Consider the following 18663-nt stretch of genomic DNA (forward strand, 5'->3'; position numbering starts at 1 on the left):
CCCGTCAGGCCAACGTATCCAGCGCCAGCGGTTCGATGCCCCGCGCACGGTCGATCTTCTCGGCCACGCGGAAGGCGGCGTCCAGCTCGCTGATGCCGTGCTGCTGCATCAACTGGAAGCGTTCGGCCTTCTCTTCGGGCTCGGTCATCGCCATCGCCAGGTAGAGGCTGGGCGGCACGGCGCGGAACAGCACTTCCATCGACTTGGACAGGATGACGCCCTCGCTGAACTTGCCGGCCTCCTTGCGGGCCGAGAGCATCAGCGCCTTCTGCGAAGCGTTGAGTTCGCGGAAGCGCGCGATCTTCTCGACTTCATCGGGCGGCATCGACAGGCAGATCCACCACTCGATCATGTTGAGCATGGGCTCGGCCGCTTTCGGCAGGTCGTCCAGGTTCTGCGTGGCGAGCCAGAACCAGGCGCCGAGCTTGCGCCACATCTTGGTGATCTTGACCACGTAGGGCGCGAGCAGCGGGTTCTTCGTGATGATGTGGCCTTCGTCCGTCACGTTGATGATCGGGCGGCCCAGGAACTGGTCGCGCTCGGCGATGTTGTTGACGGTGTTGATGAGCGAGATGTAGGCAATCGAGAGTTGGGCGTTGTAGCCCTCGCGCGCGAAGGTGGCGAGATCCACGATGGTGATGTCCGCCTCGGGCCACGGCGTGCCGGACCGGTCGAACATCTCGCCGTCCACGCCTTGGCAGAACATGTCCATGGCGTCGGCCATCTCCAGCAGCCGTGCGCGCCGCATCTCAGGCAGCGTGGCGTCGCGGGCGCGCTCGCGCAGCGCCTCGCGCACGTCGCGGGTCAGTACCGTGCGCTTCTCCGCTACGCAGCGCTGGGCCGCATCGAGGATGCACTGGCGGATCAGGCTGCGGTCGGCGCGCGTCATGCGCGCTTCTTCCTTGTCCTCGCCGCCGGTGATCATCAGCCGTGCAGTGATCTCCAGTTCGCCGAGCACGTCACGCTGCTCATCGCCTTCCACGGCCATGCCGGCATCGGTCTGGTCTTCGTCGAGCGCATCAGCGTCCAGCGTCTGTACCTGGCTCGGCGTATCGACCAGGCGCCAGGCGTCGGCGAACGGAGCCAGACTGACGCCCGCGCCGGGCGCGAGCTTCACCCGATGCACGGTGAGACCCAGCCGTGCGGCGAAGTCGCCGAACAGGCCGAAGCTGTTGCCCGCCTCGACGATGAACAGGCGCGGCCGATAGATCGCCGTCACCTGATTCAGGATGTTGTTGAGCGTCGCGCTCTTGCCCGAACCCGTGGGGCCGAACAGGAACAGATGCGCGTTCATCTGCCGGTCGAGGCGGTTCAACGGATCGAAGGTGATCGGCCCGCCGCCGCGGTTGAAGAACGTGATGCCCGGATGCCCCGTGCCCTGGCTGCGGCCCCAGACCGGCGCCAGGTTCGCCGCATGTTGCGCGAACATGAGCTGGGTGTACCACTGGCGCTTGTCGGCAGCCGGATCGAACACGCACGGCAGCCAGCGCAGATAGCTGTTCAGCGGCGCCACCTCGTCTTCCTCGCGCACCGGCTGCAGGCCGGCGTTGAGCATCACGTTGACGAGCTGCAGGCCGCGCGCATCGAGCTGGGCCAGGTCGCGGCCGCGCAGGTAGAACGCCAGCGCGCCGCGGTAGAGCTTGTGCGCACTGCCGATCAGGCCGCGCGCCTGCTGCACGTCCTGCCGGGTCTGCTCCGAGGCCAGGGTCTCGCCGACGGCCTTCCTGGCGAGGTGGTTGAGGTGTGCCTCCAGCACGTCCTGGGGCGTGGCGACCAGCGTCAGGCACATCACCGTGTCCTCGGGCATCTGGTCGAACAGCGCGTTCATGGCGTCGCCGCCCTTGCGCGTCTCGCCCGTCAGATGGCCCGTCACGGGTGGCGTGCGCAGGCGATCCATCACGATCACCCGATGCGGCATGCCGTCGAAGAACCACAGGCCGTTCGGCACGTCCGAGCGTGGCTGGCCGAAGAACAGGCGCTGCGCGAAGTCGGTGCCGCTGGCGAGTTCGATCTCGCCCTCCTCCCGCTCTTCCGGGTAGCGGGTCAGCGCGTAGAAGCGTTCCCGGTCTTCGGCAGTGGCGCCGAGCAAGGTCGGGTTCGGGTTGAACCAGCGCAGCAGCCAGGCGTGGATGTCCGCCGCGCCGAGACGCCGGGCCTTCACGCCGGCATTCGCCAGCCCGCCGACGAGGCGGTCGCAGATCGTGGTCAGCGCCTGCTCGGGCGACTGGCCGCGCCGCGAGGCCGGGGCGGCGGACGTGCGGCGGTAGACCACCATGCGCACGCGCCGGATCTGGCCGCGCCACGGCAGGCGCGTCACCGTGGTGTCCTCGAACAGGCCACCCGGCTTGGCGATGGCCCGCAGGTGATGGGCGAAGAAGCGCAGGTAGAAGTCGCTGAACGCGCTGCCCTGCGCACGCGGCTGCAGGTAGTTCGCCAGGGAGCGCAGATAGTTGTCCCAGTCGGCCTCGTCCTGGGCGTAGAGCTGCACCACCCAAGGGTTGTCGTCCAACTCGTCGAAGGAGTCCTGCAGGGCGTTCTCCAGCGCATCGCGCGCCTGCCATAGCCAGGCCATCTCGCGGCCCTCGGTGCCGACCGGCGCCAGTTCGAAGAAGGCCGCCACCGACTGGCCGTCTTCCAGCAACATGCACTTGCTGCCGGGCAGGTACTCGACCCAGGGCAGCAAGTCCGCGAACGACGGCGCGACGCCATAGAGCGCATCGTGGTCGGCCTGGGTGGCCGGTCTGCGCCGGCCCCGGCCGAGCGCGCTGCCCGGCTCGGCGACACCCTGTGCCGCCAAGGCCGTTACGTGCCGTGCCCAGGCATCATCGGTCGCATCCGCGGCGTCAGCAGGCGATGCGCCGGGCTTGCGTGACCACCAGGCCATCAGTAGTCCTCCACGCGCTCGCCCGGCATCGCGTACTGCACGCGCTGGTAGAGCGGGAACACCGTGCTGTAGCCGGGCACCGGCACCGGGTCGGTGCCCGCCAGGTGCGGGAATACGTACATCACCAGGTCGGGGTTCGGCAGGCGGTGGAACTGGCGGTAAATCTCGTTCTGCGCGGTACGGGTGTAGCGCGCCTGCATGCCGGGCGTTGCCTGCACAGCGGCCTCGGTCAGCGGCCGGCGCAGGCCCTGGCGCGCATCGAGCAGTTGCCGGGCGGCTTGGCCGCCGCCCGCGCTGCCGCCGGTCTCCTGATGCCAGATGTCGAGCATGGTGCTGTCGCCGTGCGGCAGCAGCTTCTCCTTGCTGGTAGCGCAGCCGCCGAGCAGGGTGGCCGCCAGCAGCACGGCGGCCGCGTCAATCCAGATCCGAGGCATGGGCTTCTCCGGTGCGGTGGTGGACCCGACGCCCCTTGGCGTCGTAGTCGATGTCGAGCGGCTGCTCCAGATGCACGGCCACCCTGGCGCCAGGCTGCACGTAGACCGCCGCGAAGGCCTGGCCGTAGAGCTTGTTGACCCAATCGGCCATGTCGCGCACGCCGCCCGCGAGGATGCGGCCCATCGCTTCGTTGCCGCTGATGCCGACGGTGCCCAGCGAGCCGTTGCTGTTGGCGACCACGGCCACGCTGCCGTTGTCGGACTTGATGAGCGAGGCCGCGCCGGCGCCGGCCGCGGTGATGAGTGCCTGGCTGCCCAGGTACTGCTGGGCGTTGCTGCGCCGCTCGCCGCTGACGCAGGGAATGCCGTAGGGGTCGCTGATCCAGCCCAGGCCGCCTTGGATGCTGGCGCCGTTGTGCCCCGAGTTGCCGCCGCTGCTACTGCCCTTGCTGCTGTCCTCCGGCACCGTGCGGATGGTGCCGTCCTGGAACACGAACGTGACCGAGCGGATTTGCCCGCGCACGCACGAGAGGGTCCAGTCGCCCGAGGCCGTGCCGCTGACCACGGCGCCGGCGACGTCGGGGATGTCGATGCCGTTGGCCGTGAGGTTGTCCGGGCCGATCAGCACCTTGAACGGGTACGGGTCGTTGACGGTTCCATCGATCGGTACGCGCCCGATCAGCGCCGTCATGGCAATCGACCCCATGAGCGTGGAGTTCGACGGCACGGTGTACACGGCCCTCGTGGATGCGCCCACCGCGCGGCTGCCAACGTCGGCGACGGATTCCACCGTGGCCGACAGGCTTTTCTGGGCCGGCCCGAAGCTCGATGGAAAGCCCGGCGCTTTGCTCCCGCTCGTGGCGTCCACTTTGGCATCGTCGGGCTCGACCCACTGCGTGTTACTGGTGCCGCGGTCGAAGCGCTGGCCGTCACCCTCCTCCAGCCCCAGCCCGACGGGCAGGTCGGACGGGCCGCCCTTGCCCGCAAGGCCGTCCAGTTGCCGCTGCAGATCCTGCATCAGCCCCTCGGTCTGCTGCCTGTCGCTGGCCACCTGGGTGCGTTCCTGCTCCAGACGGTTGCGCTCGCCTTCCAGCGCGCTCTGGATGCGTTGGTCGATCGCGCTTTCCCGGGCACGCAGGCGCTCGTTCTCGGCCTTGTGCTGCTTGTTGTCGCCGAGCGCGCTCTGCAGCTCGGTGCGCAACTGCTTCACCTGGGCCACCAGCGTGGCGACGGTATCGCGCGGCGTGTCGCCTGCGATGCCCAGGGCTTTCATCTCCTCGGGCGTGAGCGTACTGGCCGCGGCCTTGGGGGCGGGCTGGCCGCCGGGGGCGCCGGAGAACAGTTTGACGCCGACGAACACCAGCAGCAGCGCCATCGGGATCAGCAGCCACTTGAGCAGCGGATTACTTTTCATCGCGCGCTCCTCCGGTCGAGCCGGCCGCGGCGGCCGGCGGCAGGTTCGCGGTGGCATCGATCGGGCTCAGCGCCGGCAGCAGCGACTCGGCCAGGCCGTGGCCGCGCGTGACCAGGTAGAGCACCGTGGTGTCGGACGGGGTGCCGGCCGGCCCCAGGTTCGGATGCTGGAAGGTCGCCGCCACGAAGTTCCCCTGCAGGGCGCGCGGGTCGAGGTCGAGCCAACGCGCCGAGGTGTTGGTGAGGCGCACGGCCGTCACCCACTGGTCTTCCAGGCGCCACGCGGCCAATGCCCGCGCGTGCACCGGCAGCGTCGGCAGCAAGGTGTCCAGCGCGAGGCCACGGCGCAGGTTCACGCGCCCGATGCCGGCAACCGGCTCGACGGTGCGCAGCGGCGCGTACAGGTTCTGTGCGGCATGGCGCGTCAGCACGACCGGTACCGGCGTCTCGCGCCGGGGAACGGATTTGTCTGCGGGCGCGTCGGCCTGCTCGTCCGCGCCGCTTGCCGCACCGCCGCCGTAGCGCTTCGCGGGGGCTTCCGCTTCCACGATGCGCACCGGCTCCAGCGGCGCCTGACCGTCCTTCGCCGGCTCGGCGGCGATGTCGAGCAGGATCAGCGCGCCGGATTCCACGTCCTGCAGTTGCAGCCGCGTGGGCGGAATCGGCTCGCTCGCCCGCAGGTAGATCGCGCCGCCGGCACTCTGCACGCGCAGGTGGTCGCCGACGCTGGCCGGCACGCCGACGCGCACATTGCGGTCGATGAAGACCACGCGCTCCTGACCGACCACCAGCGGCACCGGCAGGGGCAGGCGCTCCCAGCGCAGGATTTCCACGGCCTGGCTGGCCGGCACGACACCGAGGATCAGCAGGATGCCGGCCAGGGCCGACCAGTTAACGGACTTCATGGGGAGTCTCCCTGCAGGTGGCCGGAGGCGTTGGCGGGCGCGCCGGCCTGGGTCGGCGTCGGCGGCGGTTCGATGCGCTGGGGTGCGCTGGCGTAGCAGTCCAGCGCCAGGCCGAAGGGGTTGCGCTCGGGGTCGATGTCCAGCCGGACGACCTTGATGGGGTAGCGCACCAGGGCGCGCTTGACCTGCTCGGAGCCGTAGTATTCGTCCGCGCTCACGTCGAGCGTGACGATCCAATCGCGGTCGGAAACCACCTTGACGCGCGTGGCCGGAGCGTCGCCATAGCCGCGGCCGGGAATCTCGTAGATGCCGCGCACGCGCTGACGCAGCTCGCCACTGGCGCGCCGGTACTCGTAGTCCTGTTGCAGGAAGGCCCGGCAGCTCGGCGTCAGGTAGGCCGACAGCGCACGCAGGTTGCGCGGATAGTCCTCTTCGCCGTTCGTGGGCCAGCGCTGCATCTGCTGCCAGATGTAGAACGAGAAGGCATACACGCTCTCGGGCGGCACGTCCCACCACTTGCGCGTGCTGCCCGAGCGCAGGTCCGGCGGCACATGGATGGTCAGACTCTTCGGCGCACTCCACCAGCCGAAGCCGAGCAGCAGCGCCACCACGAACAACGCGCCGGCCCCCAGGCGCAGCGTCTTCAAGTGCGCCTGCAGGTGCGCAACCTCGTTCTTGAAACGGCTCACTGAACTACCCTCCTGTCGCTGACGCGACATCCTCCCCGAGGGAGGTTCGCGCGCCCTTCGGGCGGCCGTGCGGGCGCGCTCATGGCGCACCTCGATCGGCGTTGCGCCGGGTCGTCCAATAGCCCGAGCGGGTGATGAGGCGCTGGCCGCCCAGGAGCGCTGCCAGCGCCGGGTGCCGCAATGCCAGCCGCCACTGGAGCTGCCGGTACAGCCAGGTGTCGGGCCGGCCGCGCTTCTGCGCGCGCAGGAAGCCGCCGCCGACGAAGACGCCCAGCGCGATGCCGGCGACGATCAGGGTGGGCACCATGGCGATGGTGTGCGTGAGCCAGGCCAGCGGCAGGCCGAGCGCGAACCCGGCTGCGGCCGACAGGCCGGCGCAGATCCACAACTCGTCGGCGGTCAGCCCGCGCACGACCACGGGCTGGCGGTTCAGCCGGTGAGGCAGGAAGGTCACCAGCGTGTCGCGCGGGGTCTCCGAAGGGACGGCCATCGCTTGCCGCCCTCACAGCACGCCGGTGGCCTTGGTGAGCAGCCAGATGCCGACCACCAGCAGGATCGCGCCCACGGCGACCGTCAGGCCGAACTGGCCCCAGGTGGCGCGGCCGGTGTGGATCTCCGAATAGCGTGTGTAGGCGTGATAGCAGACACCGACGAACATCGAGGCGACCACGAGCAGCGCGATCAGCAGCACGATGTCGTAGCCGTAGTTCTGCAAGGTCTGCAGGATGCCGCTGCCCTGGCCGCGCGATGGGTCTTCCATGGTCGGCAGGCCCTGCGCGAAGGCCGACAGCGGCAGGCCCGCGAGCGCCAGCGGCAGCAGCGGAGCGGCGATGCGGGACGGAATGCGATGGGGTGTCGGTGGCGTGTTCATGGCGTATGGCCCTTCGTGACGGTCAGGAGAGGAGAAAGAAGGTCAGCATCAGGTACATCGCCACGAAGCGCACGATGACGCCGAGGAACTGACGTTCAGTGATGCGGTGCTCGGCCCAGCCGACGTAGGCGGTGCGCATGGCCCACACGCCCCACAGCAGCAACACGGCAAACACGAAAGCGAGCACCACGGCAGAGACGGCCGAAGGCGCAAAGCCGCCGTTGGCCTGGAAGGCGGCGACCTGATCGGCAGAGGGCGTCATGGCGACGGCTCCTCGTCGTCGGCGCGGTCGCGGCGGACATAGTCGCCGGCCAGCGGGACGGGATCGCGCGGCTGGGCGCGCTGGGGCACGAGGTAGTCCTGCAGGCCGGCGCGAACGCGCTTCAGGTCTGCGCGCAGTCGGGCGTAGTCGAAGTGATAGCGGGCGCGTTCCTGCGGGGCGGAATTGGCGGCGTGCTCGGCGAGGCGGTCGATCAGGTTGAGTTGGCGGGCAAGGGCCGCCAGTTGCTCGTGTTCAGCGCTGGCATCGTCGGCCGATGCGGGCGATGCGCTGGCCAGCGCGATGGTCAGCGCCAAGGCCAGGGCCGGCACACGGCGGCAGGCGGTCGTCAGGTTGCCAAGGGGTGTCATCACGCCGTTCCGCAGTCGTCTGGATGGCGGGATGCTGCGGCGTGAGGCCGGGGTGTGCCGCAAAGAATCGGAACGGGCGGCGCACCGGATTTGCCTCGATGGTTGGCGTAGCGCCGTTTCCGGACAAGGCCGGGAGTCCAGGACCTGGCTGTTAGAACAAGACAGGCCGGTCACTGATGTGGAAACCCTGCTGGCGCGGTGTGCCTACTTCTCTCCGACCGAAGCCGATGCATTCGCGGTGCTGGCCGAGGTCGTCACCGCGGTGGCTGCTTGGCGCTAGGTCGCACAGTGCCTGCTGGAGGGGCGATCCCCTTATACGAGCGGGCCCCTTCTCAGAACGGCAACCGGATCACCAACGACAATCAGGCACTTTTTCGGAAAAGTCGGTACTAATCGGCACAAAACGCTTGATTTTGGCAATCCATCAATGTAGTTTATGGAGGTTAATTTGCGGCACTGTGTCCGGATTTCGGGTTTCCCGGAGACCTTCGGGCTTTTACCGAAAACATGATGAACGAAGGACGAAGGCTATGGATGAGAGATGGCTGACGGTCGATGACATTTGCAAATACCTGAATGTAAGCAACGAGACGGTCTACAAGTGGATCGAACAACGGGCTATGCCCGGTCATCGCGTCGGCCGTCGCTGGATGTTCAAACAAGACGAAGTGGACGAATGGGTCCGCTCCGGCGGTGCGGCTGACAAATCCGATAAGCCGGACACCGAGCAATAAGGAGCGACCATGGCCGAGCCGATTCACGACAAGATAAAACGATCCCTCCAGGCAGCCGAAGGCTTGTATCACCGTCTGGTGTTGCTGGTGGGTGAGACCGGTTCCGGCAAGACCGGCGTTCTTCGGGATATTGCCGAGGAATTCGGCTCATCTGTCGTCAACGTCAATCTGGCGCTTTCAGGCGAACTGCTTGAGCTGACGGCAAAGCAGCGGTCGCTTCGGTTGCCGGGCATCCTCGATCAGATCGCGGACCAGGCTCAAGCACCGGTGGTGCTGGATAATCTCGAGATCCTCTTCGACAAGGATCTCCAGCAGGACCCCTTGCGCCTGCTGCAGTCCATTTCGAGAAATCGGGCCGTGGTGGCTTCGTGGAACGGAATCATGAATTCCGGGAGGCTTTTGTACGCCGAAACCGGCCATCCCGAGTACCGCAGCTATGACTCGGTCGATGCGCTGATTGTGGGCATGGATGGCACGGCCACGGTCGATTCGGCAAAAAATAATAGAGAGGCAGGACAAGCATGAAATACGGAGACCTTATCCAATTCGACCCGATTGAGTCGGTCGTTCAGTTGCGTGACGCGGACAAATCGAGCGCCGCACACACCCTCGTGAACACCTATGTCATTTCCGAGGAAATGGCCGAACGGCTCACCCAGCTTGTCATTCCTCAGATGCAGTTCGACCAGCCGGTCGACAACAAGGGCCTGCTGGTCGTCGGTAACTACGGCACCGGTAAGTCGCACTTGATGTCGGTGGTCTCCAGCCTTGCCGCAGATGCCTCCCTGCTGGAAGGGCTGAAGAACGATGGTGTCCGCGACGCAGCCTCTCAGATCGCCGGGCGTTTCAAGGTTATCCGTACCGAGATCGGAGCCACCACCATGTCCCTGCGCGACATCCTGGTGGCCGAACTGGAAGAGCATCTCGAAAAACTCGGCGTGGAGTATGTGTTCCCCGAAGCCGGGACCATTACCAGCCACAAGCGGGCCTTCGAAGACATGATGGCCAAGTTCGGCGAGGTCTTCCCCGAACACGGCCTGCTGCTGGTGGTCGACGAGCTGCTCGACTACCTGCGCACACGCAAGGACCAGGAGCTGATCCTCGACCTCAACTTCCTCCGCGAGGTCGGCGAGGTCTGCAAGGACCTGCGCTTCCGCTTCATGGCCGGTGTCCAGGAAGCCATTTTCGACAGCCCGCGCTTCGCTTTTGTCGCCGACAGCATCCGCCGGGTGAAGGACCGCTTCGAGCAGATCCTCATTGCCCGCAGCGATGTGAAATTCGTCGTGGCCGAGCGTCTGCTCAAGAAGACCACCGAGCAACAGGCCAAGATCCGCGACTACCTGATGCCTTTTGCCAAATACTACGGCGGGCTCAATGAGCGCATGGACGAGTTTGTCCGGCTCTTCCCGGTGCATCCCGATTACATCGACACCTTCGAGCGGGTCACCGTGGTGGAAAAGCGCGAGGTGCTCAAGACCCTGTCCATGGGCATGAAAGGCATTCTTGGCAAGGACGTGCCGCAGGACGAACCCGGCCTGATCGCCTTCGACAGCTATTGGGGTACCCTCAAGCAGAACGCTTCGTTCCGCGCCATTCCCGAAATCCGGGCAGTCATTGATTGCAGCCAGGTTCTGGAATCCCGCATCGAGAACGCCATCACCCGCAAACAATACAAGCCGATGGCGCTGCGCCTGATCCATGCGCTGTCCGTCCACCGCCTCACCACCGGCGACATCTATGCCCCCATGGGCGCGTCCGCCGAGGAACTGCGCGACCGTCTCTGCCTGTTCGATCCGCTGATCGCCGAGCTGGGCAGCGATGAGCCCGACAAGGATCTGCAGACCCATGTGGAAACGGTCCTGCGCGAGATCCACAAAACGGTCAGCGGCCAGTTCATCTCCTTCAATGCCGACAACCGCCAGTTCTATCTCGACCTGAAGAAGACCGACGACTTCGACGCCCTGATCGACAAGCGGGCCGAAAGCCTGGGCCAGGCTCAGCTCGACCGCTTCTATTACGAGGCGCTCAAGCGGGTCATGGAATGCCAGGACGCCACCTATGTGACCGGCTACAAAATCTGGCAGCACGAACTGGTCTGGCAGGAGCACAAGGCAGCCCGCTCCGGCTACCTCTTTTTCGGGGCACCGAACGAGCGTTCCACCGCCGTGCCGCAGCGGGACTTTTACCTCTACTTCATCCAGCCCAACGATCCGCCGCGCTTCAAGGATGACAAGGTCAACGACGAGGTCTTCTTCCGCCTGAAAGGCACCGACGAGGAATTCCAGACTGCGCTGAAGAGCTATGCGGCCGCACTGGATCTTGCAGCCACCTCATCGGGCCATGCCAAGGCCACCTATGAATCGAAGGCCAACGGTTTCCTGAAGAAGCTGGTCCAGTGGCTGCAGAAGCACATGAGCGATGCCTTCGAGGTCACCTATCAGGGCCGTGCCAAGTCCATGACCGAATGGGCCAAGGGCAAATCCATCCGCGACCTGTCGGGCCTGTCGCCTCACGAGACTATCAACTTCCGCGACTTGGTGAACACCATCGCCGGTGTCTGCCTGGCACCGAACTTCGAGAACCAGGCCCCGGACTACCCGTTCTTCTCGGTCCTGATCACCGGCAACAACCGCGCCCAGGCAGCGCAAGACGCCCTGCGAGCCATCGCCGGGCAGAACCGCACCAAGCAGGCCACCGCCGTGCTGGACGCCCTGGAGCTGCTCGACGGCGAGAAGATCGACCCCTACAAGTCGAAGTACACCAAGTTCATTCTCGATACCGTCAAGGCCAAGGGGCACGGCCAGGTAGTCAACCGCAGCGAGATCATCCAGGACGACCACGGGCTGGAATACATGAACCCCGGCGGTGGTCGGCTTGAGCCGGAATGGGTGGCGGTCATCCTGGCTTCGCTGGTCTATTCCGGCGACATCGTGCTCGCCATTCCGGGCAAAAAGTTTGACGCCACCGGACTACAGCAGCTTGCCGCGACCGGCATGGACGAGCTGGTCCGCTTCAAGCACCTGGAGCAACCCAAGGAATGGAACCTGCCCGCGCTCAAAGCGCTGTTCGAACTGCTCGGCATGACGCCGGGCATGGCCCAGCTTGTCACCCAGGGCAAGGACGAGCCGGTGCAGAACCTGCAGCAGGCGGTGGGCAAGATCGTCAAGCGCATCGTCATGACCCAGCAGACCCTGCGCGAAGGGCTCTCCTTCTGGGGCCTGGACCTGCTCGCGGGAACCGACCTGGCCAGCCAGGCCAGCGGGCTGGACGAGGCCAAGGGCTTCTTTGAATCGCTCCAGGCCTACTCCTCGCCCGGCAAGCTGAAGAATTTCCGCTACAGCGCACCCGAAGTGCTGGCCCATGAAAAGGCCGTGAAGGCCCTGGACGAGCTGGACGCCCTGCGCGAGTTCATCATGGACCACAGCCCGACGGCATCCTGGCTCTCCACCGCCGAGGCGGTGCTGCCCGCCGAGCATGACTGGGTGGATCGCATGAAGACCACCCGGCAGGACGTGCTGGATGCCCTTAAGCAGGCCGACCTGACCGAGCTGGCCAGCCAGTCCCAGTCCATCGGGGCCAAGCTGCAAAAGCTGAAGAAGGATTACACCGTCGCCTACATCGGTCTGCATACCAAGGCCCGGCTGGGCGTGAACGACGACAAGCGCAAGGCGGGCCTGCTCAACGACCAGCGCCTGCAAACCCTGCTCAAACTGGCGGGTATCGACCTGATGCCACGGCAGCAGCTCACCGATTACCAGAACCGCCTGGCCGGGCTGAAGAGCTGCTTCGCCCTGACCGAGCAAAACCTCGACGCCTCGCCGATCTGCCCGCATTGCGGGTTCCGGCCTTCGGTGGAAACCTTTGCTTCGGCAGGCTCGCAGATGATCGACCAGATGGACGCCCAGCTCGACGCCATGGTGGCTGCCTGGACCTCTACCATCCTCAGCAACTTGGAGGACCCGATCACCCAGGCCAACATGGATCTGCTGAAGATCGACGACCGCGAGCCCCTGGAAGCCTTCATCAAGACGAAGGAACTGCCGGTGCCGCTGGACAGCAACTTTGTTCACGCCCTGAAGGAAGTGCTCTCCGGTCTGGTCAAGGTCACCGTCAAGGCGCAGGAGCTGCAACAGGCCCTGCAGGTCACCGACGGCCCGGCCACCCCGGCGGAGATGAAGAAACGCTTTGAGGAGTACATTGATCAGCTCACCAAGGGCAAGGACCCGGCCAAGGTGCGGATCGTCATGGAATAAGAGTGACTAAGCGAGTGACCAACTCCGTCGAGCTTGGTCACCCGCGAAGTAACCAAGCTGAGACACAAGACGAAAGCCAAGGATTATGAAGATGAAAGAAAACAGTTTGTTCGACTCGCTGCTTGAAGAGCCGCAGAAGCCCTCCGGCCCGGTGACTTGTCTCGGCATGACGTTCGAGAACGACGAGGCCCGCCGTGCTCACTTTACCGAGGAGCTGCGCAAGAAGATGCAGGACCCGGAGTTCCGCAAGATCGAAGGCTTTCCCATCGGCAGCGACGAGGACATCCTGAACCTGAGCGATCCGCCGTATTACACCGCCTGCCCGAACCCGTGGATCGCCGACTTCATCGCCGATTGGGAGGCGCAAAAGCCGGAACAGCCCGATGGCTACCACTACCACAGGGAACCTTTTGCGGCCGATGTAAGCGAGGGGAAGCAAGATCCAGTATGCATGGCGCATACATATCACACGAAAGTCCCGTATCGAGCTATTGTCCGATATATTTTGAATTACACCTCACCTGGCGATGTGGTTTTAGACTGCTTCGCCGGCACCGGGATGACCGGAGTTGCAGCACAAGCGTGCTCTGAGCCTCCATCAGACCTGAAAAGAGCAATCGAAGACTATTGGCGAGAAACCGGGCGAGAACAGCCCTCATGGGGAACACGCCATGCGATCATGGTCGATTTGTCTCCATTCGCAACTTTTTTGCAAAGAAACTTCAATTCCAGCCTTAGTTCACGAACCTTCCAAAAATGTGCGGAGAGACTCCTGAATGAAACGGAAAAAAATTTGGGCTGGATGTATGAGACTGACATTCCCGGTGGCAAATCGAAGGGAAGCTTCGAATACGGATTGTGGTCTGATGTAGTTTTTTGTGAATGTGGTGAGGAGGTGCTTCTTTGGAACCCGGCGCTTGATGAGGGATCTCAAGGTTTCAACGCAGAAATGAAGTGCCCAAAATGTGGAAGGGAGATTAAAAAAACAGCTTCCGGTCGGGCGCATACAACATATTGGGATGATGAGTTAAAGACTTCTATAAAACAAAACCGACAAGATTTGGTTCTAATCCAGGCTCGCGTAGGAAATAAGACTTTTTCAAAGCATCCATCTAAATTTGATCGAGAGCTAATGTCTCGCATCAATAGCTTGAAACCCACTTCGTTTTCGCCATCGGCCCCAATGATGTTCAATGGCGAAAGGTGGGGCGATATGTTTAGGGCCGGAATCCATTTTGGCATAACTCACGTCCATCATTTTTGGACGAAGCGTAATTTGATTGCACTATCTGAGCTATTTGCAGCAGCACAAAAAAGCTCATACCCTCATGAAATGGCCTTTTTATGCACTTCGTTCGCAGTAAAAACCGGCAGTCGAATGCACAATGTAGGCTTCAAGGGCGGGAAAATAAATCTAGCTGGCCAGACATATAACACCTTGCAGTTCCCAAGTGTCTCTGCTGAGCGAAATATTTTTGTACTTGCTAAAGGGAAAGTCAAAGACATCTCCAATGTCTTCGAACTGAAAAAACAGCCAGGCAGGACAATTTCAAGCACACAATCAGGAACCAATCTACAGCATATCCCGTCAGGTAGCGTTGACTATATCTTTATTGATCCGCCATTCGGAGACAACATCATTTATTCCGAGTTGAGCTTTCTGTATGAGGCATGGCTCAAGGTTTTCACTAAGCAAGACTACGAGGCAATAATTTCAGGAAAACAGAGCAAAGGCCTCAATGAATACAAAGACTTAATGACAAGGTCGTTTGGCGAGCTTTTTCGAGTCCTTAAGCCGGGAAGGTGGATTACCATCGCGTTCCACAATAGTAAGAACGCAGTTTGGAATGTTATTCAAGAATCTCTCGGGATAGCTGGCTTTGTGATAGCTGACGTGCGGATTCTTGATAAGGGGCAAGGAACATACAAGCAGATGACAACAGCCGGAGCTGTTAAGCAAGACTTAGTCATATCTGCATATAGACCAAATGGTGGTCTTGAGGATCGCTTTGAACTTGAGGCCGGAACCGAAGACGGTGTTTGGGACTTCATACGCACTCATCTTGGCCAGCTACCCGTTTTTGTTTCAAAGGATAGCCAAGTTGAGGTTATAGCTGAAAGACAAAATTACCTTCTGTTCGACCGAATGGTCGCATTTCATGTCCAAAGAGGCGTAGCTGTACCTCTGTCTGCCTCGGACTTCTACTCTGGCTTAGATCAACGATTTTCATTGAGAGACGGAATGTATTTTTTGCCGGACCAAGCGGCAATGTATGACAAAAAGCGAATGACTGTTAAGGAAGTGCTTCAACTGCAGTTGTTTGTAATCGACGAATCCTCTGCCATTCAGTGGCTCAAGCAACAGTTAATAAGGAAGCCACAATCATTCCAAGATCTTCACCCTTTATTTCTCAAAGAGACCGCTGGTTGGAGCAAGAGCGAAGTTCCGCTTGAACTGTTGACATTGCTGGAGCAGAACTTCCTTCGCTATGACGGCAAAGGCCCGGTACCCGAGCAGATCCACGCCTACCTCTCAACCAACTGGAAAGAGCTGCGCAACCTGCCCAAGGATGATCCGACCCTGGTCACCAAGGCCCGCGACCGCTGGTATGTGCCCGATCCCAACAAGGCGGGCGACCTGGAGAAGCTGCGCGAGAAAGCGCTGCTCAAGGAGTTCGAGGAATACAAAGAGGTCAAGAAAAAGCTCAAGGTCTTCCGCCTGGAAGCTGTCCGCGCCGGATTCAAGAAAGCCTGGCAGGAACGTGATTACGCCGTCATCGTCGCCGTGGCCGACAAGATCCCCAACAACGTTCTGGAAGAAGATCCCAAGCTGCTGATGTGGTACGACCAGGCGGTAACGCGGATGGGAGGGGAATAGCCCATGATCACCAAATGGAAGGTCTTCAACTTTAAATCGATTCGTGAGGAGACTGAGCTGGACCTCGGCCCACTCACGATCTTCGCTGGCGCAAACAGCAGCGGGAAGAGCACGTTCATCCAATCCGTCCTTCTCGTAGCACAGACTTTGGCCCATAAGGTCGGATCGCGATCTGTCGTATTGAATGGTGCTCTCACGAGCCTGGGCCAGTTTGACGACCTGAAATCCAATGGTGGTGCTTCAGACCAGATCACCATCAAATGTACCTGTCGGCCACTTCCGGATCAGGATGCTGCAATAGGCAGGCGGTCTCAGTTCGCGCCCCGTGGTGCTATTTACTATGGACCGCGCTCCAATCAGCTTCAGGAAATCGCTTGTGAGATTTCGTTCGACGCTGATGCTTCGAGCTCCCAGCGTGATTTGTTCCAAATCCAACCTCGGCTTTTTGCTACGCAGTTGTCCTGCATATCCAGGGACGAGGACAACGTGGATCAGAAAGCCGATATATCGATCCATCATTCCACCAAGGCCATCTCCGAGATTGAAGGAGCCGACAGCGCCAGTGAAATTGACGATCAGCTACGCGCCAGTTTGGCTTACGCTGTTGAGCTGGACGATGGCTCCATGGCTGAGGTGAAGGATGACTTTCGCTCGGCCAAGCCAATCGGCTGCATGCTTCGACACTTCCTTCCCGAGAGAATTGTTTACGCCATCGATACCATCGAAGAGGACGCAAACGCCATCGCCATGGCTCTTCAGGATGATGGCCGTCGTGCCATTGGCTTACGGCGCAACATGGGAAGGGAGATTCTCCTTTCCGAAGAGATCGTTGCGGTGTTGCGCGAAGTCCTCGAAGGCACAATCGATTTTGATCAGACTTTCAAGGACAAGTATCGGCAGGAGTCACTCTTCGGTTCCGAGGCCGATACGCTTACATTCAGGTCTTGGTATGAAAGGTTGCGCAGCCTCCCACGCGACGAGCGCCTGAAAGTTCAGCAGGTCCTGCGTGAGCGCGATGATCTTTTTGATCGCATCCACCAAGCCATGAGGGCATCAACGGCAGAGAAGCCCGAGACCCATGCCTTCGTCCAAGCCAGGCCACCTCGCTTGATAACGGAAGCTACATGGTATCTGGATAATTTCTTCGCCTCTGCCTTGAAATACCTCGGGCCGTTGAGGGATGCTCCCAAACCGCTGTATCCGCTCGCGCCAGCAGCGGACCCACATGACGTAGGCCTACGCGGAGAGCACACTGCTTCCATTCTTGAACTGCATAAAAACAAGAAGATCCGCTATATCCCGTCCGTAAATTTCAAAGAGCCGGTAGTTGACCGTAAAACAGTTACCCGGACTCTCGAAGCGGCGGTTATCGATTGGCTCCAATATCTGGGAGTCGCCAGCTCAGTCAAAAGCCGAGACCAGGGCAAATTGGGGCACGAGCTGAAGGTGGGGCTTTCCAATTCGGATAGCACGCATGACCTCACGCATGTGGGTGTAGGCGTCAGCCAGGTCCTGCCGATCCTCGTCATGTGCCTTCTCGCCGACACGGACTCTACACTCGTTTTTGAACAGCCGGAGCTGCATCTTCACCCGAAAGTTCAGACACTACTCGGCGACTTTTTCCTTTCGATGGCGCTCTGCAATAAGCAGTGCATTGTTGAAACCCACAGCGAGTATTTCATCGACCGCCTTCGCTTCCGAATTGCAGCGGCAACACCCGAGAAGGAGCTGAACAGTCAGACCAAGATCTACTTCGTGGAAAAGCCGTCGCAGGGTTCAGCTTTCCGAGAGGTGGTGATAAACGAGTACGGAGCCATCTCAGACTGGCCGGAAGGATTCTTTGATCAGTCCCAACAGCAGGCCGAGGAAATCCTCAGAGCTGCGGCGATGAAGCGCAAAGCAAGCCGGAGGAATAAAGATGCATAGCCTGCCCAGCGTAACAATTGACGCAGGCGTGCTCGCTGTTCCCCATGTTGATTGCGCCAAGGATGATGCTTTCCAGTATGTGGATACGCTACTGGACTGGAGCAAGTTGCTTGATGAGCCCTGGGTGGCCATTTACATGAGCGAGCGGGCTTCAGAGTCCCTGTTTGCCGACGGATTGTATCCACTGAGGGAGCAACTCAGAGAACTGTTCAATGCCCATGGCATAGTAGAGTACGACGTCAATACGGTTGCGAGAATTGCCAACCAGCTTCTGGCGATCACTCCATCCTTTGAAACCTACTATCGGGTCAAGGATGTCTTGGCAGAACATCTGGAAACAGATCCGGATGTTATTCGGCTGACAACACACGACGGCCTCCAGTCCGATCTTGCCCGATGCATCACGTTGATCGCCGTCCTACGCAAGCACTGCTCCCAACCTCTTGGCGGCCATTCGCTCATACTGAGAGAAGCGCCCAAACAGGTAATCCAGGTAAGAGCCCATATTCACGAGCTCGAGCATGCCAGAGACGATATCCCGGTTTTGCCGTGCCCACCCGAGTTCTTTGAAGGCGATGTGTTGGTCTGTGACGATTTTCGGGGCCTGATCGATTGTCTCGATGAATCCGCCATTCTGGTTGGCGCGTCTGACGACCTTGGAATTGAACTCGCCGTCCGAATCGCTCTATTCAAAAACGAGATTGCTCAAGGTGATTCCCCTGACTGGGGTGGCGTGATTGTTCCAGCCATTGGAGCCAGATTCCGGGAGTTGTGCCAGCAAGTTTGCGCCGACCAAGGGGATTCCGTGCCGCCTAAGATTCTCCGATCAATCGTTGAGACTATCAAAGGGCACAATCTTCCAGCCGTGCATGCTCTGCGGACAGGGCCAGGTGGAAATGATCCGCAAAGAATGCGTGGCTCTGATAAGGCGCAGCGTCGAGATATCGATAGGGAATTCCATCTTCATTACTGGGAGTGCGCCGACGGGACGGTCGAGTTAGCGTCCGTGGTTTATCACAACGATTTTTCAATTCCGGGATGATGCC

General features: G+C 61.5%; 16 protein-coding genes. 7 read left to right on the forward strand and 9 right to left on the reverse strand.

Going from position 1 to position 18663, the window contains the following annotated elements:
* Positions 1-4: 4 nt before the first annotated feature.
* From CL52_RS14595 to CL52_RS14635, 9 genes are all read right to left on the reverse strand, one after another.
* Positions 5-2884: a conjugative transfer ATPase gene (locus CL52_RS14595; protein WP_043221485.1), complete on the reverse strand. Its 2880-nt coding sequence runs from the start codon at positions 2882-2884 to the stop codon at positions 5-7.
* Complete coding sequence (locus tag CL52_RS14600; protein WP_043221487.1) at positions 2884-3318, reverse strand: TIGR03751 family conjugal transfer lipoprotein; 435 nt, start codon at positions 3316-3318, stop codon at positions 2884-2886. Before CL52_RS14600 ends, CL52_RS14595 begins: the two co-directional genes overlap by 1 nt.
* Positions 3299-4732 carry a TIGR03752 family integrating conjugative element protein gene (locus CL52_RS14605; protein WP_043221489.1) on the reverse strand — a complete coding sequence of 478 codons (1434 nt, stop codon included), beginning with the start codon at positions 4730-4732 and terminating at the stop codon, positions 3299-3301. The genes CL52_RS14600 and CL52_RS14605 overlap by 20 nt, the downstream gene beginning before the upstream one ends.
* Positions 4722-5636, reverse strand: coding sequence for a TIGR03749 family integrating conjugative element protein (locus CL52_RS14610; protein ID WP_043221491.1), 915 nt, complete (start codon positions 5634-5636; stop codon positions 4722-4724). Before CL52_RS14610 ends, CL52_RS14605 begins: the two co-directional genes overlap by 11 nt.
* Complete coding sequence (locus tag CL52_RS14615; RefSeq protein WP_043221493.1) at positions 5633-6325, reverse strand: PFL_4703 family integrating conjugative element protein; 693 nt, start codon at positions 6323-6325, stop codon at positions 5633-5635. Before CL52_RS14615 ends, CL52_RS14610 begins: the two co-directional genes overlap by 4 nt.
* 79 nt (positions 6326-6404) lie before the next feature.
* A complete protein-coding gene (locus CL52_RS14620; RefSeq protein ID WP_043221495.1) occupies positions 6405-6815 on the reverse strand; it encodes a TIGR03750 family conjugal transfer protein in 411 nt (136 codons plus the stop codon).
* A 12-nt stretch (positions 6816-6827) separates the two neighbouring features.
* Positions 6828-7196 (reverse strand): TIGR03745 family integrating conjugative element membrane protein, encoded by a 369-nt coding sequence (locus CL52_RS14625; RefSeq protein ID WP_016446157.1) that lies wholly within the window; start codon positions 7194-7196, stop codon positions 6828-6830.
* A 22-nt stretch (positions 7197-7218) separates the two neighbouring features.
* Positions 7219-7458, reverse strand: coding sequence for a TIGR03758 family integrating conjugative element protein (locus CL52_RS14630; protein WP_018076243.1), 240 nt, complete (start codon positions 7456-7458; stop codon positions 7219-7221).
* Complete coding sequence (locus tag CL52_RS14635; RefSeq protein ID WP_018076242.1) at positions 7455-7826, reverse strand: integrative conjugative element protein, RAQPRD family; 372 nt, start codon at positions 7824-7826, stop codon at positions 7455-7457. The genes CL52_RS14630 and CL52_RS14635 overlap by 4 nt, the downstream gene beginning before the upstream one ends.
* 31 nt (positions 7827-7857) lie before the next feature.
* Between CL52_RS14635 and CL52_RS14640 the strand changes: the two genes are divergently transcribed.
* From CL52_RS14640 to CL52_RS14670, 7 genes are all read left to right on the forward strand, one after another.
* Positions 7858-8106 (forward strand): hypothetical protein, encoded by a 249-nt coding sequence (locus CL52_RS14640; protein ID WP_018076241.1) that lies wholly within the window; start codon positions 7858-7860, stop codon positions 8104-8106.
* A 250-nt stretch (positions 8107-8356) separates the two neighbouring features.
* Positions 8357-8560 carry a helix-turn-helix domain-containing protein gene (locus CL52_RS14645; RefSeq protein ID WP_011927933.1) on the forward strand — a complete coding sequence of 68 codons (204 nt, stop codon included), beginning with the start codon at positions 8357-8359 and terminating at the stop codon, positions 8558-8560.
* A gap of 9 nt (positions 8561-8569) precedes the next feature.
* Positions 8570-9085 carry a BREX-3 system P-loop-containing protein BrxF gene (gene brxF / locus CL52_RS14650; RefSeq protein ID WP_018076240.1) on the forward strand — a complete coding sequence of 172 codons (516 nt, stop codon included), beginning with the start codon at positions 8570-8572 and terminating at the stop codon, positions 9083-9085.
* Entirely contained in the window at positions 9082-12813 is a 3732-nt protein-coding gene (locus CL52_RS14655) for a DUF6079 family protein (RefSeq protein WP_043221499.1), read from the forward strand. Before brxF ends, CL52_RS14655 begins: the two co-directional genes overlap by 4 nt.
* 91 nt (positions 12814-12904) lie before the next feature.
* Positions 12905-15691: a DNA methyltransferase gene (locus CL52_RS14660; RefSeq protein WP_019751244.1), complete on the forward strand. Its 2787-nt coding sequence runs from the start codon at positions 12905-12907 to the stop codon at positions 15689-15691.
* A 3-nt stretch (positions 15692-15694) separates the two neighbouring features.
* A complete protein-coding gene (locus CL52_RS14665; protein ID WP_018076235.1) occupies positions 15695-17617 on the forward strand; it encodes an AAA family ATPase in 1923 nt (640 codons plus the stop codon).
* Entirely contained in the window at positions 17610-18659 is a 1050-nt protein-coding gene (locus CL52_RS14670) for a hypothetical protein (protein WP_018076234.1), read from the forward strand. The genes CL52_RS14665 and CL52_RS14670 overlap by 8 nt, the downstream gene beginning before the upstream one ends.
* The last annotated feature ends 4 nt before the right edge of the window (positions 18660-18663 follow it).

Origin of the sequence: Stutzerimonas balearica DSM 6083 (assembly GCF_000818015.1) — a bacterium.
Classification (GTDB): Bacteria; Pseudomonadota; Gammaproteobacteria; order Pseudomonadales; family Pseudomonadaceae; genus Stutzerimonas; species Stutzerimonas balearica.